General features: G+C 69.1%; 24 protein-coding genes and 1 tRNA gene. 7 read left to right on the plus strand and 18 right to left on the minus strand.

The genetic code is table 11. The features are described 5' to 3' along the window. The first annotated feature begins 136 nt into the window (after window positions 1-136). Window positions 137-1,177 (plus strand): AI-2E family transporter, encoded by a 1,041-nt coding sequence (locus ACQW02_RS23370; protein WP_431282315.1) that lies wholly within the window; start codon window positions 137-139, stop codon window positions 1,175-1,177. On the opposite strand, the gene ACQW02_RS23375 is transcribed toward ACQW02_RS23370, so the two are convergent. After that, window positions 1,162-2,220, minus strand: a complete 1,059-nt coding sequence (locus ACQW02_RS23375; protein ID WP_431282316.1) for an NAD/NADP octopine/nopaline dehydrogenase family protein — start codon at window positions 2,218-2,220, stop codon at window positions 1,162-1,164. The two genes, ACQW02_RS23370 and ACQW02_RS23375, sit on opposite strands and share 16 nt — an antisense overlap. Before the next feature lie 71 nt (window positions 2,221-2,291). Here ACQW02_RS23375 and ACQW02_RS23380 point away from each other — a divergent pair, with 71 nt between their 5' ends. Next, the gene (locus ACQW02_RS23380; RefSeq protein WP_431282317.1) at window positions 2,292-3,272 is read left to right on the plus strand and encodes a Bug family tripartite tricarboxylate transporter substrate binding protein; all 981 of its coding nucleotides are present in this window, start codon (window positions 2,292-2,294) and stop codon (window positions 3,270-3,272) included. Here the strand turns inward: ACQW02_RS23380 and ACQW02_RS23385 are convergent. The 16 genes from ACQW02_RS23385 to ACQW02_RS23460 all read right to left on the minus strand — a co-directional run bounded on the left by ACQW02_RS23385 (window position 3,260) and on the right by ACQW02_RS23460 (window position 17,883). Next, on the minus strand, window positions 3,260-3,835 hold the full coding sequence (locus ACQW02_RS23385) for a peroxidase-related enzyme (protein ID WP_431282318.1): 576 nt from the start codon (window positions 3,833-3,835) through the stop codon (window positions 3,260-3,262). The genes ACQW02_RS23380 and ACQW02_RS23385 overlap by 13 nt on opposite strands. After that, window positions 3,832-4,299 (minus strand): CMD domain-containing protein, encoded by a 468-nt coding sequence (locus tag ACQW02_RS23390; protein ID WP_431282319.1) that lies wholly within the window; start codon window positions 4,297-4,299, stop codon window positions 3,832-3,834. Before ACQW02_RS23390 ends, ACQW02_RS23385 begins: the two co-directional genes overlap by 4 nt. Then, window positions 4,296-5,687, minus strand: coding sequence for an NAD(P)-binding domain-containing protein (locus ACQW02_RS23395; RefSeq protein ID WP_431282320.1), 1,392 nt, complete (start codon window positions 5,685-5,687; stop codon window positions 4,296-4,298). Before ACQW02_RS23395 ends, ACQW02_RS23390 begins: the two co-directional genes overlap by 4 nt. Next, window positions 5,684-6,910 (minus strand): amidohydrolase family protein, encoded by a 1,227-nt coding sequence (locus tag ACQW02_RS23400; protein ID WP_431282321.1) that lies wholly within the window; start codon window positions 6,908-6,910, stop codon window positions 5,684-5,686. Before ACQW02_RS23400 ends, ACQW02_RS23395 begins: the two co-directional genes overlap by 4 nt. Further along, window positions 6,907-7,407 (minus strand): GAF domain-containing protein, encoded by a 501-nt coding sequence (locus tag ACQW02_RS23405; protein ID WP_431282322.1) that lies wholly within the window; start codon window positions 7,405-7,407, stop codon window positions 6,907-6,909. Before ACQW02_RS23405 ends, ACQW02_RS23400 begins: the two co-directional genes overlap by 4 nt. Beyond that, on the minus strand, window positions 7,404-8,303 hold the full coding sequence (locus ACQW02_RS23410; RefSeq protein ID WP_431282323.1) for a branched-chain amino acid ABC transporter permease: 900 nt from the start codon (window positions 8,301-8,303) through the stop codon (window positions 7,404-7,406). Before ACQW02_RS23410 ends, ACQW02_RS23405 begins: the two co-directional genes overlap by 4 nt. Beyond that, on the minus strand, window positions 8,300-9,163 hold the full coding sequence (locus ACQW02_RS23415; RefSeq protein WP_431282324.1) for a branched-chain amino acid ABC transporter permease: 864 nt from the start codon (window positions 9,161-9,163) through the stop codon (window positions 8,300-8,302). Before ACQW02_RS23415 ends, ACQW02_RS23410 begins: the two co-directional genes overlap by 4 nt. Window positions 9,164-9,165: 2 nt before the next feature. Further along, complete coding sequence (locus ACQW02_RS23420; protein ID WP_431282325.1) at window positions 9,166-10,347, minus strand: ABC transporter substrate-binding protein; 1,182 nt, start codon at window positions 10,345-10,347, stop codon at window positions 9,166-9,168. Next, window positions 10,344-11,075 carry an ABC transporter ATP-binding protein gene (locus tag ACQW02_RS23425; RefSeq protein ID WP_431282326.1) on the minus strand — a complete coding sequence of 244 codons (732 nt, stop codon included), beginning with the start codon at window positions 11,073-11,075 and terminating at the stop codon, window positions 10,344-10,346. Before ACQW02_RS23425 ends, ACQW02_RS23420 begins: the two co-directional genes overlap by 4 nt. Beyond that, a complete protein-coding gene (locus ACQW02_RS23430) occupies window positions 11,072-11,857 on the minus strand; it encodes an ABC transporter ATP-binding protein (RefSeq protein WP_431282327.1) in 786 nt (261 codons plus the stop codon). The genes ACQW02_RS23425 and ACQW02_RS23430 overlap by 4 nt, the downstream gene beginning before the upstream one ends. A 23-nt stretch (window positions 11,858-11,880) precedes the next feature. After that, window positions 11,881-13,392 (minus strand): chromosomal replication initiator protein DnaA, encoded by a 1,512-nt coding sequence (dnaA, locus tag ACQW02_RS23435; protein WP_431285963.1) that lies wholly within the window; start codon window positions 13,390-13,392, stop codon window positions 11,881-11,883. A gap of 509 nt (window positions 13,393-13,901) precedes the next feature. Continuing rightward, window positions 13,902-14,180: a 30S ribosomal protein S20 gene (gene rpsT / locus ACQW02_RS23440; protein WP_431282328.1), complete on the minus strand. Its 279-nt coding sequence runs from the start codon at window positions 14,178-14,180 to the stop codon at window positions 13,902-13,904. 121 nt (window positions 14,181-14,301) lie between these two features. Continuing rightward, window positions 14,302-15,078, minus strand: coding sequence for an enoyl-CoA hydratase (locus ACQW02_RS23445; protein ID WP_431282329.1), 777 nt, complete (start codon window positions 15,076-15,078; stop codon window positions 14,302-14,304). 67 nt (window positions 15,079-15,145) lie between these two features. Then, window positions 15,146-15,862, minus strand: a complete 717-nt coding sequence (locus tag ACQW02_RS23450) for a lysophospholipid acyltransferase family protein (RefSeq protein ID WP_431285964.1) — start codon at window positions 15,860-15,862, stop codon at window positions 15,146-15,148. 495 nt (window positions 15,863-16,357) lie between these two features. Next, window positions 16,358-17,209, minus strand: a complete 852-nt coding sequence (locus ACQW02_RS23455; protein WP_431282330.1) for a cell division protein FtsX — start codon at window positions 17,207-17,209, stop codon at window positions 16,358-16,360. Next, window positions 17,206-17,883, minus strand: a complete 678-nt coding sequence (locus ACQW02_RS23460; protein ID WP_431282331.1) for a cell division ATP-binding protein FtsE — start codon at window positions 17,881-17,883, stop codon at window positions 17,206-17,208. The genes ACQW02_RS23455 and ACQW02_RS23460 overlap by 4 nt, the downstream gene beginning before the upstream one ends. Window positions 17,884-17,987: 104 nt before the next feature. Between ACQW02_RS23460 and ACQW02_RS23465 the strand changes: the two genes are divergently transcribed. From ACQW02_RS23465 to ACQW02_RS23480, 4 genes are all read left to right on the plus strand, one after another. Further along, a complete protein-coding gene (locus tag ACQW02_RS23465; protein WP_431282332.1) occupies window positions 17,988-18,362 on the plus strand; it encodes a zinc-ribbon domain-containing protein in 375 nt (124 codons plus the stop codon). Between the two features lie 71 nt (window positions 18,363-18,433). After that, on the plus strand, window positions 18,434-20,023 hold the full coding sequence (locus ACQW02_RS23470) for an ABC transporter substrate-binding protein (RefSeq protein WP_431282333.1): 1,590 nt from the start codon (window positions 18,434-18,436) through the stop codon (window positions 20,021-20,023). Then, the gene (locus ACQW02_RS23475) at window positions 20,020-21,723 is read left to right on the plus strand and encodes a gamma-glutamyltransferase family protein (protein ID WP_431282334.1); all 1,704 of its coding nucleotides are present in this window, start codon (window positions 20,020-20,022) and stop codon (window positions 21,721-21,723) included. Before ACQW02_RS23470 ends, ACQW02_RS23475 begins: the two co-directional genes overlap by 4 nt. Before the next feature lie 2 nt (window positions 21,724-21,725). Further along, on the plus strand, window positions 21,726-22,544 hold the full coding sequence (locus tag ACQW02_RS23480) for a sulfurtransferase (RefSeq protein WP_431282335.1): 819 nt from the start codon (window positions 21,726-21,728) through the stop codon (window positions 22,542-22,544). On the opposite strand, the gene ACQW02_RS23485 is transcribed toward ACQW02_RS23480, so the two are convergent. Further along, the gene (locus ACQW02_RS23485; protein WP_431282336.1) at window positions 22,545-23,933 is read right to left on the minus strand and encodes an ABC transporter substrate-binding protein; all 1,389 of its coding nucleotides are present in this window, start codon (window positions 23,931-23,933) and stop codon (window positions 22,545-22,547) included. A gap of 141 nt (window positions 23,934-24,074) precedes the next feature. Between ACQW02_RS23485 and ACQW02_RS23490 the strand changes: the two genes are divergently transcribed. Then, window positions 24,075-24,149 (plus strand) — tRNA-Thr (locus ACQW02_RS23490). Window positions 24,150-24,221: the final 72 nt, after the last annotated feature.

Below are 24,221 nucleotides of genomic sequence, written 5' to 3' on the forward strand. Positions count from 1 at the left end.
GGGCGTCCCCATGCTACGCAGCCCGTCCCGTTGGGCGTCGCGTGCTTCGCACTTGCGGCATGGCATGTTAGCCGAAGGGCCTGTCACGGCGCCGGCGCCCCACGCGCCCATGGTGCAGGATTCGGAGAGCACGCCCATGACCGCACGCATCCTCTTGCCCGGCCTGCTCGGACTGGGCGCCGGCGTGCTGGTCCTGGCCGGGCTTCAGGTGGCGGCGCCCATCCTTGTGCCGATCACCTTCGCCTTCTTCACCATCGCCCTGGTCCTGCCGCTGCAGCGGGCGCTGGAAAGCCACATCACCCGTCCCTTGGCGATGCTGGTCACCATCATCGTGACCCTGGCCGTGGTCAGCCTGCTTGGCGGCATGGTGGTCTGGGGGCTGACCCGGGTGGGCGCCTGGCTGGTCACCAACAGCGCCAATATCACCGCGCTGTATGCGCAAGCCGCGGTGATGCTGGAGGCACGGGGCTTCGACGCGGCGGTGATGCTGGCCCAGCAATTCGACATCGCCTGGCTGCTGCGCCTGGTGCGGTCGGCGGCGGCCCAGGTGCAGGGGCTGTTCACCTTCATCGCGCTGATGATGGTCTTCGTCATCCTGGGGATGATGGAAGTGGACATGACCGCCCGCAAACTCGAAACCCTGGGCGGCAAGGGCCAGGGGCGGGCGGTGCTGCACATCGCGCAGCGGGTCGCGTGGAAGCTGCAACGCTACATGGTGGTGCGCACCGTGATGAGTGTCGCGACCGGCCTTGCGGTTTTCGCCTTCGCCTATCTGTTCGGGCTGGAACTGGCGCTGGAATGGGGCGTGATCGCCTTCGCGCTGAACTACATCCCCTTCATCGGCCCGCTGGTGGCGACCGCGCTGCCGGCGCTGCTGGCGATGGTGCAATTCGGCACGGTCGGCGCGGCGCTGACCGTGCTGGTCAGCCTGAACGTCATCCAGAACATCATCGGCAGCTACCTGGAACCGCGCATCGCCGGGGCGGCGCTGGCGGTATCGCCCTTCATCGTGCTGCTGTCGGTGTTCTTCTGGGCCTTCCTGTGGGGGATCGCCGGCGCCTTCATCGGCATCCCCATCGTGATCGCCTGCCTGACCGCCTGCGCCGCCTATCCCAGCACGCATTGGGTGGCGGTGCTGCTGTCGGGCTCGGCCGATCCGGTTCAGACCGAAGGCTGACGCCCGATACCGTGTTGCAGGGCCGCGTCCAGCCCGGCCGGGTCCAGCCCTGACAGCAAGGGGTTGTCGCGCAGCGGCTGGCCCCACAGCACCTCCAGCGCCGTCACCACCGCGTCGGTGACCGGCAGGCGCAACCCGCGCGTGGCGCCGAGCCAGAGGTAGAAGGCCAGGCCATAGGGCACGTCCTCGGTCACGTAGCGGGTGTCCATGGTGGCCGGGCCAAGGACCGACCCGCGCGACTGGGCGATGACCGCCGCCATCTCATGCATCGGGCCGAGCGCCACGCCGTTGGACCGGTGCAGCGATTCCTCCAGGCTCAGCACGGTCAGGCCAAAGGCCTGGGCCAGGCGGTCGCGTTCCTCCGCCATGGCGACCATCAGCCGGCAGGCGGCGGGGGTCATCATCGCGTATTGCGGCCAGGGCTCGGCGTTTTCCATCCGGGTCACGTTGGTCAGCGCCATCACCGCGTGGATGATCGGGTTGGCGTTGCCCAGGGCCGCCTGCAAGGCGTTCGGCACGATGGGGCTGGCATGGCCGAACAGGGCGGTCGCCAGGGCCGCCAGGTCGGGGGCGGCCGCCGTGGGCACCGCCGCCAGGTCCACCGCCTTGCGGATGCCGGCGACGCGCACGCGGTCGGGGGCCAGGCGCCGGCCCATGACCGGGGTCGTCGCCATGGCGCCGATGGCCGGGCGGTGCGCGGCGCCGGCCATGGCCGCATCCAGCGCCAGCGGTGCCAGGCTGGCGCAGGGCGCGATCAACAGCGGCACGCGCAATTCCCGCGCGATGGCAGGCAACAGCGCGGGATAGGCATAGGCCGGCACCACCAGCAGTGCCGCGTCGGCACCGGCCAACGCATCGGCCAGGTCGGTCGCGATGCGCAGGGCAAAGACGCCCTCCAGCGCCCCTTCGGCCGTCATCCGCCCGTCGCAGCCGGCCGTGCCGGCGCCGGAGGGCGACCACAGCGCTGCCTCATGCCCGCGCGATACCGCCAGCACCGCCGCCGCCGGACCGATCGCCCCTGCCCCCAATACCGCCAAACGCATCGCGCACCCTTCCCCATATCGGCCCAAGCTGGGCTAGCCTTGCACCAGACGTTTACCCAGGAGAACCCGCGATGACGATCACCCGCCGCGCCAGCCTGCTCGGCACCCTGGCCATCGCAGGTGCCGCACAGGCCCAGACCGCCCCCGACGCTTGGCCCAGCCGCACCATCCGCATGATCGTCCCCGCGCCGGGCGGCGCCGGCACCGCCGATACCATCGCCCGCATTTTCGCGCAGGAGCTGGAGAAGCAGTTGCCGCAGCGCGTGATCGTCGAAAACCGCGGCGGCGCCAACGGCAATATCGGCGCCGTCGCGGCCGCCCGCGCCGCGCCGGATGGCTATACCCTGCTGTGGTCCTGGGCCGGCACCCTGGCGACCAATCCGGCGCTGTACCGCAACCTGCCCTTCGACCCGGTGCGCGATTTCGAACCCGTCATCCTGGTCGGCAACGTGCCGAACCTGCTGGTGGTGAACCGGCAATTGGGGCCGACGACGCTCGCGCAATTCACCACCTATGCGCGGGAGAATCCGGGGGCGATCAACTTTGGCTCCACAGGCAATGGTTCGTCGATGCATCTGGCGGGCGAGTTGTTCAAGTCGCTGACCAGCACGCAGATGACTCATGTGCCCTATACCGGCCCGGCCGGGGCCAGCACCGACCTGCTCTCCGGCCGTATCCAAGCGATGTTCAACCTGGTGACCGGCGCCGCACCGCAGGTCCGCTCCGGTGAGGTCGTGCCGATCGCCATCCTGTCCGACACCCGCGCGCCGCAACTCCCCGATGTGCCGACCACGGCGGAACTGGGCATGCCGGGGCTGGTGTTCGGGACCTGGTTCGGCGTGCTGGTGCCCAAGGGCACGGATGCGGCGCTGGTGACGCGGTTGAACACCATCGCCAACCAGGTGCTGGCCAACCCGGAGGCGCGCGCCCGGCTACAGGCCGCCGGGCTGGACGTGCTGGGTGGCCCGCCGTCGCGGCTGGCGGATCATTTGCGGGATGAGATCGCGCGCCATGCGGTGCTGGTGCGCGCCTCCGGTGCTCAACTGGACTGAGAGGATTTTGGGACCAGGGAATCCCCCAGCGACTGCATCAACCGGTTGGCGTTGGCGAACATCGCCACCGCGTGGATCAGGTCCAGGATCTGCAAGTCGTCCAGCCCCGCGTCACGCAGCGGAGCAATGGCGGCCGGGGTCATCGCCTGCGGATCGCGCGTCAGCGCCGCGGCGAAATCGCCAATGGCGCGCAGCCGCGGGTCGGGTGCGGGGCCGCCGTCCAGCACCGCCTGCATCGCCTCGGTCGCACCGGTGATATCGACGAAGCGCTTGGCATGGACCGAGGTGCAATAGACGCAGCCATTGACGATCGAAACGATGGCCGTCGCGTATTCGCGTTCCGAAAACGGCAGCCCGCCTTCGGCATACATCACCGTGGTGAACAAGGCGCCGCGTTCGCCGAGCGAGCCCGGGTCATGCGCCAAGGTCAGGAAATAGGTCGAACGCCGCTGCGCCGGGGGGCAGGCCTCCAGCGCCGCCAATTGCGCTGGGGTCGCGGTGGCGGCATCGACGGGCGCCAGGCGTGGCCGCCAGCCGACGGGGCGCATCGTGAAGCGGGTCATGCCGCCAGCATCCGCAGGCCGGCCAGGAGCCGTATCTGATAGGGCACGAAGGCGATCAACTGCGTCAGCGCCACGATGTCGCGCGACGAAAGGCCCAAGGCGGATAGCGCGGCGATCTCCGGCTTGCCGCAGGCTTCGGGTTCGCTGGCGACGATATCGGCGTGGCGCAGCAGCACGGCCATGCGGGAATCGCCCTGCGGGGGGGACAGATCCTCGGCCTCGGGCGCTGGGGTTTCGAGCAGCGCGCGATACCGCGCCGCCAGCGCCGCATCGCCGCCACGCAGGGCCACGCGCAGCGCCAGGGCCGCGCGTTCCTGAAGGCTGATCCCGCCAGGGTCGGCCGGCAGCAGCAATTCCTGGAACGCGCCCTGGGCGTGCTGGCGCGCTTCCGGGCGCAGCGCCCGCAACGCGACCAGCGGGTTTTTGGGATCGAGTCCCAGGATATCCTCGATCAGGTCGCTCATGCTGGCACTCCGGGGGTGGTGGCGGGCCACTCGTCGCCGAGCAGTTCCGGGGTTTCATAGGCGCAGAGGGCATCGAAGTGGATCGCCCGGTCCTCGACGAAGAGCGACCGGGCGATGCCCTGCGCCAGGCGTTGCGCGCCCTGGCTGACGGCGGGGATGTCGCCCGCCAGCTTGCCGTGGCTCAGCGTCGCGGGATGGTTGAAGCAATACACATTCGCCAGCGCGGGACAGGCCCCGGGGATGATTTCCTGGAACGCGAAATCCGGTGCCAGGTCGGGCGAGGTCGCCAATTCCTCATGCGGCGGCGCGAAGCGGTTCCCCCAAAAACGGATATGCGGTGCCAGCAGCGCCAGTTCCGGCCGGCGCGCCAGATCGACCCGAAAGCCCGTCGCGAAAATCATGAAGTCCAGCCTATGCACCCCGCCCGGGGTTTCCACCCGCAGCGCGCCATCGGATTCGGTCAGCGACAGGATCGGGCTGGACAGATGCAGCCGCGCATTGTCGTGGCGCGCGACGCGCAGGGTGCTGTCGCGCGGCGGCGGGGTTTGTTCCGACAGCACCACCTGCAGGAAACGCCATTTCCATGCGTCGGACAGGCCGGCAAAACCATGCACCACGCCGGGACTGCCGATGCCGGTGAACTTGTTCACGCGCGGCAACGCCGGGCGGCGGACGAAGAGGTCGAGGCTCCCCGCCCCTGCCTCCAACGCGGTCGCGGCATTGTCCATGGCGGATGCGCCGGCACCGACCACGCCGATACGTTTTCCGCGCAGGGCGTCAAAGTCGATGACGTCGCGCGAATGCGCCCAGAGGTGGCGGGAAACGCCCTCGGCCATCTCCGGCACAAACGGCCCACCCAGCCCATCGCGCCCGCTGGCCAGCACCACCCGGCGGGCGGTGATGCCGGCGCCTTCCAGATCGAACAGCCCGTCGGGGCGCAGGCGGATCAGGGTCACATCGGTGTCGTTCTCGACCACGATGCCCATCACCTGGCGATACCAGCCGAGGTAATCCATCCACATGGTGCGCGGGATCTTGTCCAGCGCGGCCCAGGCGCCGGCACCCCACTGCGCCTCGAACCAGGCACGGCAGGTCAGTGCCGGCAGGCCGAGGGCCGGCCCCGCCAGGCCCTTGGGTGAGCGGAGGGTCTCCATCCTGGCAAAGGTGACCCAGGGGCCTTCCTGCCCCGCCGGGGCGCGGTCCAGCACCCGCACATTGTCGACGCCCAGCAACCGCAGCGCGGCCGCGGCCGAAAGCCCGCACATGCCCGCGCCGATGACCGCGACATCGGCCACGCCGTTGCGCGGCGGCACCCAGGATTTCGCCGGCAGTTCCAGGAAAGACAGGTCTTGTGCGAGGCGGGCTTCGAGCGCCTTCAGGCCCATCATACCAACGCGTTCTTCACGAAGCGCCCGCCCTGCATGATGGCCGACAGATGCGCGCCCTGATGCGTCAGCAGCGACAGGTCGGCCAGCGGGTCGCCATCGACCACGATCAGATCGGCCAGCGCGCCGGGGGCGATGCAGCCGATGCGGCCTTCTTCGCGCAGCATGATCGCGGCGTTGATCGTGGCGCCGCGGATGACCTCCATCGCCGGTTGCACGCGGCCGCGGATGACGAATTCCTCCGACTGGTGGCGATGCATCGGCCCCAATAGATCGGTGCCGTAGACCATCATCAGCCCGGCCGCATCCATCTTGGCCAGGGACTCCAGCCCTGCCAGCCGCACATCGTCGATCTTGGCGACGCTGTCCGGTGGCAGGCCGAGTGCGGCGCCTTCGTTCTTCAGCGCTTCGTAGGTCACCAGGGTCGGGCAGGCGATGGCGCCGGCGGCAGCGGCGGCGCGGGCGGTTGCCTCGGTGATCAGGTTGCAGTGTTCCAGGCTACGCACGCCGCAGCGAACGGCGCGGGCGATGGCCTCGTCGGTGTAGAGATGGGCTGAGACATAGGTCTGCGCCATGCGCGCTTCCTCGACCGCCGCACGCACCTCATCCTCGGAAAAGCCGACGAAAGCGATCGGGTCGGTCGGCGAGGCGACGCCGCCATTGGCCATGATTTTTATGTAATCGGCGCCAGCCTTGATCTCCTCACGGCAAGCCCGCCGCACGGCATCGACGCCATCCACCAACCGCCCCAGGCTGCCCAGGCGCCCGGCGAAAAAATCGGCCGGGCGCGTGTCGTGCCGCCCGCGGAAATCGCAATGCCCGCCGGTCTGCGACAGCGCTTTGCCGGCAATGGACAGGCGGGGTCCGGGCATCAACCCTTCATCCCAGGCCATCTTCAGCCCATAGGTCGCGCCGCCCAGGTCGCGCACGGTGGTAAACCCGCGCATCAGCATTTCGTTCATCAACCGCGCCGTGTGCAGCGTGACGACGGCATCCGGCAGCATCGCATTGGCGCCAAGATTCGCCAGCGCCGCCACGACATGCACGTGGCAATCGATCAGCCCCGGCATCAGCGTCTTGCCGCGCAGGTCGATGCGCATAGCGGTGGAGGCGATGGGGCGGTCCGATACCTCCCGGATCGCATCGCCCGCGACCAGCACATGCATGTTGGGCAGGGCGTGCTCGCTGGCGCCGTCCAGGACGGTCGCGTTCTCGAACAGGATCATAGGGGCGTGCCCTCCATTTCGGCCATGCGCAGCAGCGGCAGCGCGATGGCGGGTGCGACCGCCTGGATCGCCGGGATCTGGTCCGCGCGCAGCACGCCGGGCCCATCCAGCACGTTCAGCGTGCCGATGATCTGGCGCATCGAGACGACGGGGATGTTGATGCAGGACCCGCAGCCGAGGCTCGCGATCAACGCGTGGTCCGGAAAGGCCCAGCGAATGGCCTCCGCGTCGCCGCCATGCCAGGGTTTGCGCGCCTCCAGCACATGCGCGCCCCATGGCGTCGGCCCCATGCGCTTGCGGCCGGACAGGCGATAGGCCTCGGGGTCGGAGGAATGCACGCGTTCCACCTCATGCCCATCGCGCGTCACGAACAGGATGGTGAACAGCCGGAACCCGGTCAGCGCCAGCACGGCGTTTTCCGCCGCCAGGAACGCCTCTTGCGGCGAGGCCGCGGCGGCGGTGTCGCGCGCCAGCCGAGCGAAAATTGCGATGCTCATGCGACCGGTGCCTTCTGGTTGCGTTCGGGCAAGATTCCCTGCGGCCGCAGATGCAGCAGCAGGATAAGGGCGACGCCGACCGAAGCCTCACGCAAGGCCGCCGCCTGCAGCGCGGAAACGCCGGGGACGAGTTCGGCGGCGAAGCGCGTCGCCTCCAGAAACCCGATCAACAGATAGGCACCGAGTACTGCCCCCGATGGCCGGCCATTGCCACCCGCCGTCACCGCCAGGAACACATAGATCGTGACCAGCGGCGCAAACAGTTCCGGCGCGATGTAGGATCCGTAATGCCCATACAGCGCCCCGGCCAGGCCCGCGATCGCGGCGGCGATGGCAAAAGCCTCGGCCTTCATGCGCGACACCGGCTTGCCGGCGACCGCGGCCACCACCTGGTCCTCGCGGATCGCGCGCAGCGCGCGGCCCCAGGGCGAGGCCGACAACCGACGCAGCGCGAACCACACCAGCGCCACCAGCGCCGAGACACCGACCAGCCAGGTCAGGTGAAATGCCGGCCCCCATTCGCGCGGCACGCCGCCGGGAATGCCGGAAATCCCATCCGTGCCGCCGGTCAGCCAGATCTCGTTGCTGGCAATGATGCGCACGGCCTCGGCAAAGCCCAGGGTCACGATGGCCAGATAATCGTCGCGCAGGCGCAGGGTCGCGCCGGTGACGACCAGCCCCGCGACGCCGCCCGCGACCAGGGCCGCGACCAGCCCCACGGGTAACGGCACGCCGCCCCATTTCACCAGCATGGCCGATGCATAGGCGCCGATGGCAAAAAACCCCGCCAGCCCCAGGTTCACCAACCCGGTCATGCCCCAGGCCAGCGCCAGGCTCTGCGCCAGCAGCGCGTAGATGCCGCCGATGACCAGCAGGAAGACGATGTAGGCGGTCATGCCCGCGCCCCGAACAGGCCCGTTGGCCGCACACTCAGCACCATCAGGATCACCGCGAACCCCACGACCGAACGGTAGGAGGGGGAAATCAGCAACACCGTCAGTTCCTCGACCATGCCGATCACCAGCGCGCCCACCACAGCCCCCGGAATCGACCCCAGCCCGCCCAGCACGGCGGCAGCAAAAATCGCCAGCACCAGCCGCGGCCCCGTCAGCGGGTCGATCGAGGTATCGAGCCCCACCAGCATCCCGCCCATCCCCGCCAGCCCCGCGCCGATGGCGACGGTGATGGCCGCGATCCGCACCGGGTCCACGCCACGCAACCGCGCCAGATCGGGATTGTCGGCAACGGCCCGCATCGCCCGCCCCAGCGGCGTCAGCGCCAGGAAGGCCCAAAGCCCCGCCATCGCAGCAACAGCGATCGAAAAATTCTTGATCTGCTGCGGCCCGACCCGGATGGGACCGAAAAACACATCCCGCAGCATCGGCAGATCATAGCCGCGCGGCCCATTGCCCCAGATGAAGCGCACGACGTTTTCCAGCACGATCGCCGCGGCCAGGGAGGCGATGGCCATCATCAGCGCCCCCGCCTTGTCCAAGGGCCGCACCGCGACCCATTCGACCGCGACCCCCGCGACCGCCGCGGCGAAAAACGCCGCGATCAGCGACACCTCCATCGGCCAACCAAAAACGGTATTCGCCACCCAGCCGCCGTAGGCGCCGATCGTCGCCAGCGCCCCGATGGCAAAATTCGGATAGTTCAGCACGGCAAAGATCGCCGAAAAGCCGATCGCCGGCACCGCCAGGATGGTGCCGGAGATCAGCCCGTTGATCAGCGCCTGGAGGATCGCCTCGGACACACTCAGGCGATCTTCATCAGCACCAGCGTGCCGTCCCGCACCTGCTCATAGCGGAACTTCACGTCGATGATGTCGCCGACCTCGTTGAAGTCGCAGGGGCCGGAGGCGCCGTCGTAATTCACCGCGCGCCCGGCCGCGATGGCGCGCAGCCCGTCGAGCGCATTGTCCACCGCCTCACCCGATCCTTGCGACACCAGGCGCACATTGTCGCGCACGATCTGGCCCGTCGCATCCCCGCCCTTGGCCATCGCCATCAGGATCAGGTTCACCTGGTCGTAGATCTGGCAGGTATAGGGATCGGGCGATTGGTTGTTCACTAGGCGCTGCACCTTGGCATAGGCGCCCGAGCCCTCGGCGGGCGAAGGCGCCAGGGTCATCACGCCCTCGGTCACTTCCTTCGGGATGGCGCCCAGCATCGCCTGGTTGACCGAATAGGCGAAGGACAGGATTTTTCCGCGGAACGAGGCGCGATAAAGGTCGCGCAGCAGGACCGAGGTATCGGGCGTATAGCCACCCGCCACGATCACATCCGGGCGCGATCGCATAGCCTGGTCCACCTCCGTGCGCAGCGACGGCTTGGTCGCGTCGTAGATCAGCAGTTCGGCGGTGCTGCCGGCGCGTTCGGCGGCCGTCTTCATCGCGGCGAATTGCGACTGGGTGAAGGGCGTCTGCGGCATCATGACGAAGATGCGCTTGCCGCCCTGTTCCACGGCGAACTCGCCGAACTTGCGCCCCTGCAGCGTGGTGTTCGGCTGGGTGCGGATCAGCCAGCCGTTGTGCGGCAGCAAGGTGATGGAATCGGCGCCCGACACGGTGGCCAGGAACACCCGGTTCTCCCAGCACAGGGGGGCCACTGCGGTGGTCACGCTCGATGCCCAGGTGCCCATGATGGCGGCGACGCGATCGACGTCGATCAGCTTCCGCGCAGCGCGGACGCCGGCCTCGGGGTTGGTCTGGTCATCCTCGCTGAACAACTGGATCTGGCGGCCCAGCACGCCGCCGGCGGCGTTCACCTGGTCGATGACGCCCTTCACACAGGCGGCCATCACGGGGCCATAGGGGCCGCCCGCGCCGGTCAGCGGCGTCAGCGTGCCAAGCCGGATCGGGCCGGCGGTCTGCGCCCGTGCCAGGGCCGGTGCGGCCAACAGCGCCGCAAGCGTGCGGCGGCCAATGGAAAGGCTCATCCAGAAATCTCCTTGGTCATGCGGACGCCCAGGAACAGGCGGCGGATTGTCGGATCGGCGGCGAGGCCCCGGGCCGTGCCGGCATGGGCGACCTGCCCATCGACCAGCACCACAGCGTCATCGGAGATGTCGAGCGCGTCCAGCGCGTTTTGTTCCACCATCAGCACCGGCATCCCGGTATCGACCAGGGTGCGGATGATGGCGAACAACCCCTGCGCCGCCACCGGCGACAGGCCGGCGGTGGGTTCGTCCAGCATCAGCAGCCGCGGCCCGGCCATCAGCGCCTGGCCCATCGCCAGCACCTGGCGCTGGCCGCCCGACATGGTGCGCGCGGCCTGCCGGCGGCGTTCGCGCAGCATCGGGAAGCGGTCGTAGACATCGGCCATGCGGGACCGGGCGCGACGCCCCTCGGCATAGGCGCCCATGGACAGGTTCTCCTCGACCGAAAGCGCGCCAAAAACGTTGCGTTCCTGCGGCACCAGCACGCAGCCGGCGGCGATCATCGCGGCGGGGCTGGCGGGGGTCACCACATCGCCGAAGACCCGGATGGTGCCGGTGATGGGGCGCAGCAGCCCGGCCAGCAGTTTCAACACGGTGGATTTCCCGGCGCCATTGGGGCCGATGACGCAGACCATGCGACCAGGCGCCAGGGTGAAGGAGACACCCTTCACCACATGATCATCGGCGCCATAGCCGCCGACCAGGCCCTCGACGACCAGCGCGGTCATGCGACGTTCCTGCGCGTGCCGAGATACGCGTCCTGCACCACCGGATCGTCACAGACGCTGGCGAAATCGCCGGTCGCCAGCGTCTGCCCCGCCGCCATCACCACCACGTCCTGCGCGATGCGGCCGACAAGGGCCATGTTGTGTTCGATCAGCAGGATGGTGCGCCCCTCGGCGGCGATGGTGACGAGCAGGTCGCCGATCTCCTCGGCCAGGGTCGGGTTCACCCCGGCGGCGGGTTCATCCAGCAGGATGATCTCGGGCCGCGCCATCAGCGCGCGGCCGATTTCCAGCAGCTTTTTCTGGCCGCCGGACAAGGCGGTGACCCGGTTGTCGATCACATGCGACAGGCGCAGCCGGGCCGCGATCGCCAGGGCCTGTTCGGCCAGGGCCGCTTCTTCCCGACGCCGCGCGGCCGGGCCGAACAAGGCCGCGGTCCAGTTTTCACCGGCTTGGCGCTGGCCGTAGAGCATCAGGTGTTCGAACACCGTCAGCTTCGGAAAGCCGCGCGCGATCTGGAAGGTGCGGACCAGCCCCTGCGCCGTGATCGCCTCCGGCCGTAGTCCGATCAGGTCTTTGCCGCGCAGTTGCACGCGACCGGCATCGACCCGCAGCAGGCCGGAAATCGCGTTGAACAGGGTGGTCTTGCCGGCGCCATTCGGGCCGATCAGCGCGGTGATGCGCCCAGGTGCGACGGAAAAGCCGACGCCATCCAGCGCCGCCAGCCCGCCAAAGCTGCGGCGCAGCCCCTCCACCGTCAGGATCGGGGTGTTCTGGCTGTCCATCACCCCAGCCTAGACCGGTTGCCTCAGACTTCGAGCATCTTCTTCAACAGGTCCACATCCTCGGCAAAGGAGGAATCGGCCTGCATCAATTCGGTGATGCGGCTGACCGCGTGCATCACCGTGGTGTGGTCGCGGTTGCCGAAGTGGCGGCCGATCTCGGGCAGGCTGCGGCTGGTCAATTGCTTGGCCAGGTACATCGCGACCTGGCGCGGCCGGGCGATGTTCCGCGCCCGGCGGGGGGAGGCCATGTCGGTCATCTTGATGCTGTAGTGATCCGAGACCTTCTTCTGGATCTCGTGGATCGTCACCCGGCGATCATGCGCGCGCAGGATGTCGTGCAACACCTCCTGCGTCTGGTCGAGGTTGATCGCCCGCCCGAACAGGTTGGCATGCGCCACCAACCGGTTCAGCGCGCCCTCCAACTCACGCACGTTGCCGGTGATCTTGCTGGCCAGGAATTCCATCACCCGCGGCGGCACGGTGGCATGCAGCGACGCCGCTTTGGCCTGCAGGATCGAGATGCGCAATTCGTAGGTCGTGGCATGGATATCGGCGACCATGCCGCAGCCGAGCCGGGTGCGGAGGCGATCCTCCAGCCCCGACAAATCCGACGGCGACTTGTCGGCGGAGACGACGATCTGCTTGCCGGCTTCAACCAGCGCGTTGAACGTATGGAAGAATTCTTCCTGCGTGTTGTCCTTGCCGATCAGGAATTGCAGGTCGTCGATCATCAGCACATCGACCGAACGCAGGCTTTCCTTGAACTCCATCGTATTCTGCCGGCGCAGCGCGCCGATGAAGCGGTACATGAAGGTTTCGGCCGACATGTAGGTCACGGTGCTGGCCGGATGATTCTCGCGGATCGCCCAGGCGATCGCGTGCATCAGGTGCGTCTTGCCCAGGCCCACGCCGCCATAGAGGAACAGCGGGTTGAACCCGACGCTGGCCGGGCGTTCCGACACGCGGCGCGCCGCGGCATTGGCGAATTCATTCGGCTTGCCGACGACGAAGGTATCGAAGGTGAAGCGGGGGTCGAGCGAGGGATCCTGGCTGGGTGCTGCGCCATTGGCCGTGGCCGGTGCGGGAAGCTCGGCCACCTCGACCGGCGGCACCACCAGCCGTTCGCCGGCCGGCGCGGCCGCGCCCAGGCGACCGGCCAGGCCCGGCGCCGGGGCGGCCGAACTGGCTTCCTGCGCGGCGGCGGCGGCTTCGCCCGGCGCGTCCGGCGCGACGCGCACTTCGATCCGGCGCACGCCCAGGCCCTCCGCCTGCCACAGCGTGCGCAGGCGGTCGGCGTAGTGGCTGCGCACCCAGTCGCGCAGGAAACGGCTTGGCAAGAGCACCACGGCGACGTCGCCGGCGATGCCGGCCAGGGTCATCTGGCGCAACCAGGACCGGTATTCGGCATCGCCCACTTCCTGCCGCAGGCGGCCGCGGATGCGGGCCCAGGCTTCGGTCAGGGCGCCGGCGGACAGGGTGGCGCCTTCGGCGCGCGCAGGGGCCTCGGCGGTGCCGCCGTCATGGCCGCCCGCCATGGCGCGGCCCTCAAGGGCCGCCGATGAGGCCACCGACGGACTGGTGCTGCGCTCCTGCTCCATACCGCTGACCGCTCCACCCCGAGACCACGACATGCCCACGCAATCCAACACCCATCCGTGCCGGCAGGCCACGCCCCAGGGATCGGTTGCAGCACGCTGCCCCCGACACGCCCAAGGCCTGGCAGGCGAGGCAAAACGCCCGCCCGGCTGCGCCTTGCCAGCCGCAAAGCGACCGGTCGACACACACCCCTGCCCACAAAATTTCTGGCTACAAATCTAAACAGTCACCGGTCCGACACGCAAACAGCACGCAACGCTTCGAAACATTAAATGTATAGGCGTGGCTATCCTGCCACCATTTGAAGGTGAACAGAAAAAACGACTATATATTTTGATATGACTGGCCGGCAGGCCTCCACCCGTCGGTGGATACTACGCTCGCGTAGTCTCCAGCGACAACGGGGCCGAAGCATGAACGCCCGCCGGCATGGCCGGCGGCGCGGTCATCAGGCGGTGGCGCTGGCGCCCATCGCCTTGATCCGCGCGGACAAGCGCGACAGCTTCCGCGAGACGGTATTGGCGTGGAAGGTGCCCTTGCCCACCGCGCTCTGCATTTCAGGCTGGGCGGCGATGAACGCGGCCTGGGCCTGGGCCTTGTCCCCACCGCTGATCGCGGCTTCCACCTTCTTCAGGTAGGTGCGGACATGGCTACGACGCGCGGTGTTGCGCGCATTGCGCTTCGCGGTCTGACGGATGCGCTTCTGCGCGGACGCGGTGTTCGCCATGGCGGTCTTGTCGAGCCGATCGTGAAGTAGGTTGAATGCACGGGATGCCCCGTGCGAGGGCCGGGTGGTATCCCCCGGACCCCGCGTGAGTCAAGGGAAGCCTTACCAAGCCCCCCGCAACTCAGCTGTCCGTAAAGCGCGCGGGGCGCTTTTCGGCGAAGGCCGCCATGCCTTCCTTCTGGTCGGCCGTGGCGAAAAGCGACTGGAACAGTCGGCGTTCGAAGCGAACACCTTCCTTCAGCGTGCTCTCGAAGGCGATGTTCACCGCTTCCTTGGCCATGGCGACCGAAGGGGCCGACATCGCGGCGATGGCTTCCCCGGTCTTGATCGCCTCGGCCACCAGGTCGGCCGCGGGGACGATGCGGCTGACAAGGCCGGCGCGCTCGGCCTCGGCCGCGTCCATCATCCGCCCGGTCAGGACCATGTCCATCGCCTTGGACTTGCCGACCGCGCGGGTCAGCCGCTGCGATCCGCCGGCGCCGGGGATGACGCCCAGCTTGATCTCGGGCTGGCCGAATTTTGCGGTATCGGCGGCCAGGATCATGTCGCACATCATCGCCAGCTCGCAGCCGCCGCCGAGCGCGAAGCCCGCGACCGCGGCGATCACCGGCTTTTGCGACGTCAGCACCGCCTCCCAGCGCTTGCCGATGAAGTCATCGGAATAAATGGCGGGAAAGGCGCGGCCCTGCATTTCCTTGATGTCGGCGCCGGCGGCAAAGGCGCGTTCGCTGCCGGTCAGCACGATGGCGCGGATCGCGGCATCGGCCTCCATCACCCGCAGGGCCTCGCCCAATTCGGTCATCAGCTGGTCGCAGAGCGCATTCAGCGCCTTGGGACGGTTGAGGCGGATCAGCCCGACCGGGCCATGCGTCTCCACCAGGATCATCTCATAGGCCATCTGCGGTGTTTCCCCGTTGCGTCGGCGCAGTATCGCGCGGCGCCTGGGGAGTGGCCAAGGGGGGGCGTCAGGCGGCGTCCGGCAAGGCCTCCAGCCGCTCGGTCTCGGCCCGCACGGTCGCCTCCAGCAGCCGCACCGTCTGCGCCCGCGGCAGCCCGGTGGGCAGCGGCGGCAGGATCGAGATGGTGATGGTGCCCGGCCGCTTCAGAAACGCCCGCCGCCCCCAGCAGCGGCCGCTGTCGGTCGCCACGGGGATGATCGGGGTGATGACGCCGGCCAGGGCCGTGACGCCGGGCTGCCACGGCAGCGGCGTGCGCGGCGGCGCCCGCGTGCCCTCAGGGAAGATCACCACTTGGCCACCGCGGGCGGCGGCGGCCGAGGCAGCGCGCAGCATCTGCTTCAATGCCGGCCCGCCGCCCGACCGGTCCACCGGCACCATCCCGGTATGCCGTGCCATCCAACCGTAGCCGGGGATGTTCATCAATTCCTTCTTCATCACGTAGATCGGCGTGTCCACCAGCATCAGCCAGACGATGGTGTCCAAGGCCGATTGGTGGTTCGACACGATCAGCGCGCCGCCGCGCGGCAGGTGCTCGGTGCCGGTGACCACCAGCCGGATGCCGCAGACCACCCGCATCAACACGATCACCGCCCGCGCCCAATAATTCATCACGGCATAGGTTCGGCGCGGCGAGCCCAGCAGCACCATGGTCCCGGCGAAGGCCAGCCCCGCCGTCATCGGATAGAACAGCGCGTTGAACACTGTCGAACGCAACAAGATCATCACGGCCCGCATATCGCCACTTCCCGTCCGAGCCTTGGCAGGCTGCTAAAAATGGGGAGGTTACGCCGTGGATGGGGCCTTGCCCTCCACACCTCCCCCACCAGGGGCGGCCGCCCCTGGACCAACGAAATATCGGTAGAATAAAGAGAGGGGCGTAATGCATCCCTCGGCCAATGAACTCCCAGTGACGCCTCTCTCTTTATTTTACCAAACATCGTGGACACCAAGGGGCCACGGTCCCGTGGTCGGGACGAGTTTGAGAAGGGCAAAACCCCTTTCAAAGCACCACCCCGATTTTCAGCCGCCATTTAGAGCAATATTGCCTCGCGGTGAATCGCGAAGCGATAGCAAGGCAGTGAAATTGTTCGGTAAACGCCGGCCGGATCGCACCCTGGACCGCGATGCGTCCGCATTCGCTCACGCATCGCGGTCCAGCTTGTTGTTTTGTCGCGTGATTCAGCCCTGCGGCGCATTCGCGCCTACCGCCATCACACCCTAGGGCAGCCGCCGCAGCCAACGCCGCAACACCAATTGGGCGACCGCCCAGCCGAGCACCCAGGCCGCCACCGGCACCGCCAGCAGGCCAAGCCAGGGCACCAGCCCACCCAGCGCGGCCCAGCCGACCTCCCGCCCCGGGGCCAGGCTGGCCAGCAGCATCAGCGCGGGCAAGGCCAGCGTCACCCCGACCGCGGCCCCGCCCCCGGCCAGAAAGCCCAGCCGCCGGGCAAAGCGCCCGGCGATTTCGCCATCGGCCGCGCCCCATTCATGCAGCAGCACGATGGCATCGCGCCGCGCCGTCAGCCCGGCGCCCGCGCCAACGGCCACCACCGCGCCCGCCACTACCGCCACCAGCGCCAGCACCGCCAGGGCCAGCAGCCGCACCCCCTGCGCCAGGGCCGCGACCTGTCCCGCCCAGGGGCCATGCGGCTCCAGCACGGCCCCCGGCACGGCGGCGGCGACGGCGGCGGCCAGATCTTCAGCCCGGGCGGCGTCCAAGGTCAGGTCCACGATAGGCGGCAGCGCGGGGCCACCACCCTCCCCCAGCCAGGGCCGCAGCAGCGCCGCCAACTCGGCCGGGTCGGCCGGGGTCGCCGCGATGACGCCCGGCACGGCCAGTAGCCGCTGCACGGCGGATTCGGCGCGGGCGCCGTGCGGCAGCAGCACGGTGGCGCTGTCTGCGGCGGCGCTGCGCCAGCCCTCGGCGAAATGCCGCGCGGCCTCGGCCCCGGCCATCGCCAGCGCGGCCAGCAGCGCCATCGCGCCGACCAGCGCCGGCAGCAGGCCAAAGGGCAGCGCCCGGGCCAGGCCCAGCGGATCGCGCGCATGGCGCCGGCTGCGCACCATCATGCCGGGTCACCCCGGGTGACGCGGCCGTCGTGCAGGTGCAGCGACGGGGCGGGGTGGCGCGCCGGCAGGTCCTCGCTATGGGTCGCGACCACCACCGTGGTGCCCAGGCGGTGCAATTCGATCAGCAGCATCAGCAACCGCCGCGCCTGGACGCCATCCAGGTTCCCGGTCGGTTCATCGGCCAGCAGCAGGTCCGGCCGGCCGACCACGGCGCGGGCGATGGCGGCGCGTTGTTGTTCGCCACCCGACAGGGTCGCAGGGCGCATCTCGGCCCGGTGGTCCAGCCCGACCCAGGCCAGGATTTCGGCGACATCCGGTTGCAGCGACGCCTCCGGCCGCCCCGCCAGGCGCAGCGGCAGGGCCACGTTATCGGCCACGGTCATGTAGGGCAGCAGGCGGAAGTCCTGGTAAACCGTGGCGATGCGCCGGCGGGTGGCGGCCAGCGCCGTGCGCCTGGCGGTGCCGACGCGCAGCCCCAGCACATCGATCTGGCCGGTGGTCGGGCGCAACGACAGGCCCATCAGCCGCAGCAGGCTGGACTTGCCCGCCCCCGACGGCCCCAGCAGCCAGGTGAAAGACCCGGGTTCGAGTGTGAAGCGCAGCCCGCGCAGCACATCCGGCGCCGATTCGGGCGCGCCCGGATACCGCAGGCCGACGTCGGTGAATCGCAGCATGGGTAGCCTGTGCCACGCCCCCGCCCGCGACGCCACCATGCGCACCGGCCAGCAATAACGCATGATGGCTTGTGCGACGGCCCGTGCGTTGCGAGAAATGCCGCATGCGGATTGTCTGCCCTGCCTGCGACGCGGCCTATCAGGTCCCGGATGACATCCTGGCACGGGTGCCGGAGGTGCGTTGCGTCCGCTGCGGCCATACCTGGCGCCCGGCCGAGGCCGCGCCCATCGCCCCGCCGCCGCCGGTCGCGGCCCCCGATCCGGTCCCGCCATCGGCGAAGCCGATTTCGCCGCCGCCACCGCCACCCGAACCGGTTGCCCCCCCGCCCGAAGACCCGCGCCGGTTGCGCATGGCCTGGCTTGCCTCCTTTCTCGTGCTGGGCGCCGGGGTCGCAGCCGCATTCGTCTGGCGGGGACCGCTGACCGCCGCCTGGCCGCCGCTCGGCCGGCTCTTCGCCGGGCTTGGCATCGGGGTCTGATTCCGCTCTCCGCGCGTTGACAAGGCGGGGCGCATGGCAAAGCCTCCGCCCCGTCTTCCGGAGCCTTGACCGTGACGCTACGCGCTGCCTTCGCCCTTGCCGCCACTTTGTCGATGGGTCTGGCCAGTCCGCCACCTGCCACCGCGCAATCGCTGACCATCGGGGTCGAGGCGCCCTTCGGCCTGGATCCACACTTCCTGTTCGCCGGGCCGAACATGGCCGCGGCCCGCCACATCTATGACAGCCTGATCAACCGCGACGCCGAAAGCCGTTTTGTCCCCGGCATCGTGCAGTCCTGGACGGCGACCGATGCGCAGACCTGGGAATTGAAGCTGCGGCCCGGCGTCACCTTTTCGAACGGGTTGCCGCTGACGGCCGACGACCTGGCCTTCAGCATCGCCCGCGTGCCCGCGGTGCCGCAGAATCCAGGACCCTATACATCGAACCTGCGCACCATCGCGCGGGTCGAGGTCGTGGACCCACTGACCCTGCGCATCCACACCGACCGGCCGAACCCCGTGCTGATGGGGCAGTTGACCAATATTTTCGTGGTCTCCCGCGCCGCGACGGAGGGCATGACGACCTCCGATTTCAACAGCGGCCGCGCCGCGATCGGCACCGGCCCGTTCCGCGTCACCGAATCCCGTGGCCGCGAAGGCATGACCATCGCCCGCAACGACACCTATTGGGGTGAGGCACCGGCCTATGCGCGGGTCGACCTGCGGGTGATCGGCAATGACTCCTCCCGCCTTGCGGCCTTGCTGGCGGGCGACGTGGACCTGATCGAATCCGTGCCGCCCGCCGATGTCGGGCGGCTGGAGCGGGATGCGCGGTTTGCCGTGTTCCGCCGCAACTCCGACCGCATCATGTTCCTGATCCCGAACATCGGCGCGGAACGGCTGCCGCTGCTGACCGATACCGCCGGGCAGCCGCTGCCGAACAATCCCCTGCGCGATGTGCGGGTGCGGCGGGCGCTGTCGCTGGCGATCGACCGCACGGCCCTCGTCGCGCGGGCGTTGGATGGCCAGGCGGTCGCGACCGGCCAGATGGTGCCGGAACAGTTCGGCGCCTTTGATCCGACGTTTGGCGTGCCGACGTCCGACCCGGCGCAGGCGCGGCGCTTGCTGGCCGAGGCGGGCTACCCCAACGGCTTCGGCATCACCATCGGCTGCCCGAACAACCGCTTCGTCAATGACGCGCGGGTGTGCCAGGCGGCCGGGCAAATGCTCGCCCGCGCCGGCTTTGTGGTGAAGGTCGAGACGCAGCCCTGGAACGTGTTCTCGCCGCGCACGGTGGAGGGGCGCAACGACCTGCCGCTGATGATGTATGGGCTGTCGCTGTCGTCGTCGCGCGACGCCTCCTACATCCTCTCGACCTCGGTCCATACCCGCAACGTCGCCGAGGCCTTCGGCCAAGGGAACCGGGGCCAGTTCAGCGATCCGCGACTGGATGCGCTGATCGATGCCGCCATCATCCGCAGCGACGCAGGGCGCGAGGACGCGCTGCGCCACGCGATGCGCGAGGCGATCGACCAGGTGCCGATCGTGCCGCTCTACAACCAGGTCGTGATGGTCGCGGCCAAGGCCGGCATCACCTACACGCCGCGCATGGACGAACAATTGGTGGCGTCCCACGCCCGCCCGACCGGAGCCATGCGATGAACCCGACCCGCCCCGTCATCGCCGGACCGCGCCATGCGATCAGCGCCGGCCATTACCTCGCCACCGCCGCGGGCATGAAGATCCTCGAAGCCGGCGGCAATGCCATCGATGCCGGCGTCGCGGCGGGCATGGTGCTGGGCGTCGTGCAGCCCGACATCGTGAACATCGGCGGCGTCGCGCCAATCATCATCCGCCGTGCCGATGGGCGCATCGAAAGCATCGCGGGGCTGGGCCATTGGCCGATGTCCCTGCCGCCCGACATTTTTATGTCGCGCCATGGCGGAAAAATGCCGCGTGGCGTGCTGCGGACCGTGGTGCCGGCGGCGCTGGACGCCTGGATCACCGCCTTGGAACGCCATGGCACGATGGGGTTCGCCACGGTCGCCGAGCCCGCGATCCGCTTCGCGGAGGAAGGTTTTTCGGTCTATCCGATGTTCGCCGAAAGCCTTCAGAGCCATGTGAAGGACTATTCCGACTGGCCGTCCAACGCCGCGATTTTCCTGCGCGACGGGGCGGCGCCAAAGGTTGGTGAACGGTTCCGCCAGACCGATCTCGGCGCGATGCTGCGCTTCATGGCCGATGAGGATACGCGGGCGGCCTCGACCGGCGGTCGCATGGCGGGCCTCGCCGCTGCGCATCACGCCTTCTACCGCGGCGACATCGCCCGCACGATCACCGCCTATGTTCAGGCCGAGGGCGGGTATCTCTCGGCCTCCGACATGGCCAACTACCGCTCCCGCATCGAACCGGTGGTGACGCGGAACTGGCGCGGCCATGCGGTCAGCACCTGTGGCCCCTGGTGCCAAGGGCCGGCGCTGCTGGAGGCGCTGCTGCTGATGGAACGCGCCGGCTTCCACGGTATGTCGCACAACAGCCCCGACTACCTGCATCTGCTGACCGAGAGCATCAAGGTCGCGATGGCCGACCGCGAATACCATTTCGCCGACCCGGCCTTTGTCGATGTGCCGCTCGACGCGCTGCTGGGCGAGGAGCATATCGCCGCCCGCGTCGCCGAATTCCATATCGACCGGGCGCATCCGGGCATGCCGGAACCGCTGCTGGGGCGCGGCACGCAGATTCCCCCGCCGAGCACGAAGCCGATGCCGGTCGCGGATCCCGATACTTCCTACGTCGCGGTGGTGGATGCGGAGGGCAATGCGTTTTCCGCCACGCCGTCGGACGGCACCTTCAACGGCCCGATCATTCCGGGGCTTGGCATCATCGCCTCCGGTCGCGGTACGCAGTCGCGCCCCGATCCGGCGCATCCCTGCGGCGTCGGACCGGGCCGCCGGCCGCGGCTGACACCGAACCCGGCGCTGGTGGTGACGCGCGATGGGGCGGTGATGCCGCTTGGCACCCCGGGCGGCGATGTGCAGATCCAGGCGATGCTGCAGGTGCTGATCAACCGGCTGCATTTCGGCATGGACATCCAGGAATCGATCGAGGCACCGCGCGTGGCCTCCTATTCCTTCCCCTCCTCCTTCGCGCCCTACGACTACTTCCCGGCGCGGGTGGCGGTGGAGGGCCGCATTCCCGTCGCGACCCGCGACGCGCTGCGTGGCCGTGGGCATGACGTGAAGGACTGGCCGGACTGGACCTGGCTGGCCGGCAGCGTGGAGGCGGTCGAGAGCGACCCGGTCACCGGCATGCGTCGCGGCGGCGCCGATCCGCGCCGCCCCGCCTACGCGTTGGCGATGTGACGATGCGCAAGGTTCTGATCAGCGCCAAGGATCTGGCGACATGGCTCACGCAGGACGACGCCCCGGTCGTCCTGGCCGTCCGCGGCGGCCCCGTGGCGCCCGCCACACCCCGCATCCCCGGCGCGGTCGACGTCGAATTGCCGCGCGACCTGGCCAGCCCGCAATCCGGCTTCAGCGGCAGCCGCCCGCTGCCGGCCATCGCGGCGCTGCAAGCCGCCGCCCGCGCCTGGGGCATCACGCAAAACCGCGCCGTGGTGCTCTACGACCATGATCGCTGCCTGCAGGCCGGGCGCGGCTGGTGGGTGCTGACCTGGGCGGGCATCGCCGATGTGCGCATGCTGGACGGCGGGTTCGCTGCCTGGACGGGCCCGACGGCGACCGAGGCCCCAAGCCCCGCCCCCGGCGATGTCACGCTGTCGGCCGGGCATCTGCCCGTGCTGGATGCCGATGCGGCGGCGGCGATGGCGCGGGCGGCGATCCTGCTGGATACCCGCATTCGCCCGAACTACATCGGCGGCGTCACCGCCCCCGGCCAGCCGGGGCGCGGGCATATCCCCGGTTCCATCAGCGCGCCGGTCATCGACACACTGACCGAGGCCGGCACCGTCACCGACCCCGCCACCCTGCGGCACCTGTATGGCGCCTTGGGTGTCGATGGGCGGGGCCAGGTGGGTGTCTCCTGCGGCGCAGGGGTTTCGGCGGCGCTGACGGTGGCGTTGCTGGCCTCGATCGGGATCGAGGCCGCGATGTTCCCCGGGTCCTGGTCCGCCTGGAGCGCCGATCCCGCGCGCCCCGTCGCGATCGGCGGGTTGCCTGGCTGATCAGGGCCTGACCGTCAAAACCCCGCGGGCATCCAGCGCCAACTCGGCGCAGCCGGGCCGGAATCCGGCCACATCGACCGGGTGGAACAGATACAGCCAGGGCGGGTTCTGGTGCAGCCGGGCGAGGCAGGCGCCATACGCCGCTTCGCGCGCCGTATCCGCCACGGCGTGATTGGCCTGCGAAATCAGCGATTCCAGCGCCGGATCGTCGTGGCCCTGCCACCACACAGCCTTGACCGCGCTGGAAATCTTGTCGTTCAGAATACGAAATGTGCTGTGCGGCGATGAATCGAAGATCGCCATGTCGCCGATCTCCTTCCGCCCGGCCTGGCGGGCGTATTCGGGGCGGTCGGGTTCCAGGTCGATCCGGGTCGGGATGCCGATGGCGGCCAGGGAGTCGGCCACAGCCGCCGTGATCAGCGGCGCGCGGTCTGGCATGAAGGTGGGGGTGCGGATGACCAGCGGTGCCGCCAGCCCCGCCTGGTCGAACAGCCGCCGCGCCGCCGCCGGGTCATGCCGGTAGGGCGCGACCCCGGCCGCCCGCGCGCCCAGGTGGAAGGGGCTGACCACGGTGGAGGAGGCGACGCCGAGGCCGTGGAACACATCCTCGATGATCGCCGGCACATCGACCGCCAGGTTGATGGCGCGCCGAGCCTCCGGCTGCGTGAAGGGGCCGTGGCGTTCGTTGAGGAAATACATCACCGACAGGGTGTTGGTCGCCCGCAGCCAGTCGAAGCGGGGCTCGAAATCCAGCCGGTGGGGGCAGCGTTCCAGGTTCAGGGCGACATCCACCGCACCATCGCGCAGGGCGGCCAGGCGGTCCTCAGGGGCGAGGTGGCACAGTATTTCGATGCGGGCGGTGCCATCGCCGGGGCCGACGCGGGCCAGGAGGGCGCGGTCGCCCTCGGTGTAGGAGTCCACCCGGTAGGGGCCGGTGCCGAGGATCGGCAGCCCCTCCGGCGTTTCGCGTGCGATAAAAAACTCCGAAAAAATATCCAGGATGTCCGCAAAAGGGCTTGGCGCCACGACCCGGACCGAGCCGCGTGAGGTGGCCGTGATCGACACGCCGGCCAAATAGCGGGCGTAGGACCAGGGCATGCCAAAGGTGTCGACTGAGACCAGGATGCCCTGGATGAAGGCCAGGATGTCCTCCGCCTCACAGGCTTTGCCGTCGTGGAAGGTGGCGCCGGGACGGATATCGAAATCCCAGACCCTGCCAGCAGCGTCGTGGCGCCAGGCGGAAAACAGCCCTGGCCGGGCGCGGCCTTCGTGCCAGCGGCACAGGGGTTCCAGCACCAGGGTTTTCAGGGTCATGACGCTGGTGTCGTCGGTGACCTGGCGTGGGGTGGGAAAGCGCAGCTTTTCCGCGGCGATCCGCAGGGCGGGCATGCAGGGATCCTTGGTTTTGGGTGTGGCGGATTCTGCCGGTGGACCGGGCGGCGGGGCAAGGTGGGGGCGCGGTCTTCGCGCTGGGGGTTGCGCCGGGGCGGGGCGGGGGCTAACAGGCGCCACGGCGTTTCGCGCCGGCATGCTGCCGTAGCTCAGTGGTAGAGCACTCCCTTGGTAAGGGAGAGGTCGAGAGTTCAATCCCCTCCGGCAGCACCATTCTATCCCATTGAAATGTCGGAAAACTAGGGATAATCAAGGACCTGTCGCGCCTCGACTAATACAAACGAG

Origin of the sequence: Humitalea sp. 24SJ18S-53 (assembly GCF_050632385.1) — a bacterium.
GTDB lineage: Bacteria > Pseudomonadota > Alphaproteobacteria > Acetobacterales > Acetobacteraceae > Humitalea.

Excerpts from the sequence above, each read along its gene's own strand:
- ACQW02_RS23465 (WP_431282332.1), top strand. The coding sequence starts at position 17,988 with ATGCGGATTGTCTGCCCTGCCTGCGACGCGGCCTATCAGGTCCCGGAT.
- ACQW02_RS23425 (WP_431282326.1), bottom strand. The coding sequence starts at position 11,075 with ATGACCGCGCTGGTCGTCGAGGGCCTGGTCGGCGGCTATGGCGCCGAT.
- ACQW02_RS23405 (WP_431282322.1), bottom strand. The coding sequence starts at position 7,407 with ATGAGCATCGCAATTTTCGCTCGGCTGGCGCGCGACACCGCCGCCGCG.
- ACQW02_RS23385 (WP_431282318.1), bottom strand. The coding sequence starts at position 3,835 with ATGACCCGCTTCACGATGCGCCCCGTCGGCTGGCGGCCACGCCTGGCG.
- ACQW02_RS23390 (WP_431282319.1), bottom strand. The coding sequence starts at position 4,299 with ATGAGCGACCTGATCGAGGATATCCTGGGACTCGATCCCAAAAACCCG.
- ACQW02_RS23430 (WP_431282327.1), bottom strand. The coding sequence starts at position 11,857 with ATGGACAGCCAGAACACCCCGATCCTGACGGTGGAGGGGCTGCGCCGC.
- dnaA (WP_431285963.1), bottom strand. The coding sequence starts at position 13,392 with ATGGCGGGCGGCCATGACGGCGGCACCGCCGAGGCCCCTGCGCGCGCC.
- ACQW02_RS23395 (WP_431282320.1), bottom strand. The coding sequence starts at position 5,687 with ATGATGGGCCTGAAGGCGCTCGAAGCCCGCCTCGCACAAGACCTGTCT.
- ACQW02_RS23375 (WP_431282316.1), bottom strand. The coding sequence starts at position 2,220 with ATGCGTTTGGCGGTATTGGGGGCAGGGGCGATCGGTCCGGCGGCGGCG.
- ACQW02_RS23370 (WP_431282315.1), top strand. The coding sequence starts at position 137 with ATGACCGCACGCATCCTCTTGCCCGGCCTGCTCGGACTGGGCGCCGGC.
- ACQW02_RS23400 (WP_431282321.1), bottom strand. The coding sequence starts at position 6,910 with ATGATCCTGTTCGAGAACGCGACCGTCCTGGACGGCGCCAGCGAGCAC.
- ACQW02_RS23485 (WP_431282336.1), bottom strand. The coding sequence starts at position 23,933 with ATGCCCGCCCTGCGGATCGCCGCGGAAAAGCTGCGCTTTCCCACCCCA.
- rpsT (WP_431282328.1), bottom strand. The coding sequence starts at position 14,180 with ATGGCGAACACCGCGTCCGCGCAGAAGCGCATCCGTCAGACCGCGAAG.
- ACQW02_RS23480 (WP_431282335.1), top strand. The coding sequence starts at position 21,726 with ATGCGCAAGGTTCTGATCAGCGCCAAGGATCTGGCGACATGGCTCACG.
- ACQW02_RS23475 (WP_431282334.1), top strand. The coding sequence starts at position 20,020 with ATGAACCCGACCCGCCCCGTCATCGCCGGACCGCGCCATGCGATCAGC.
- ACQW02_RS23460 (WP_431282331.1), bottom strand. The coding sequence starts at position 17,883 with ATGCTGCGATTCACCGACGTCGGCCTGCGGTATCCGGGCGCGCCCGAA.
- ACQW02_RS23455 (WP_431282330.1), bottom strand. The coding sequence starts at position 17,209 with ATGATGGTGCGCAGCCGGCGCCATGCGCGCGATCCGCTGGGCCTGGCC.
- ACQW02_RS23380 (WP_431282317.1), top strand. The coding sequence starts at position 2,292 with ATGACGATCACCCGCCGCGCCAGCCTGCTCGGCACCCTGGCCATCGCA.
- ACQW02_RS23450 (WP_431285964.1), bottom strand. The coding sequence starts at position 15,862 with ATGATCTTGTTGCGTTCGACAGTGTTCAACGCGCTGTTCTATCCGATG.
- ACQW02_RS23410 (WP_431282323.1), bottom strand. The coding sequence starts at position 8,303 with ATGACCGCCTACATCGTCTTCCTGCTGGTCATCGGCGGCATCTACGCG.
- ACQW02_RS23420 (WP_431282325.1), bottom strand. The coding sequence starts at position 10,347 with ATGAGCCTTTCCATTGGCCGCCGCACGCTTGCGGCGCTGTTGGCCGCA.
- ACQW02_RS23445 (WP_431282329.1), bottom strand. The coding sequence starts at position 15,078 with ATGGCCTATGAGATGATCCTGGTGGAGACGCATGGCCCGGTCGGGCTG.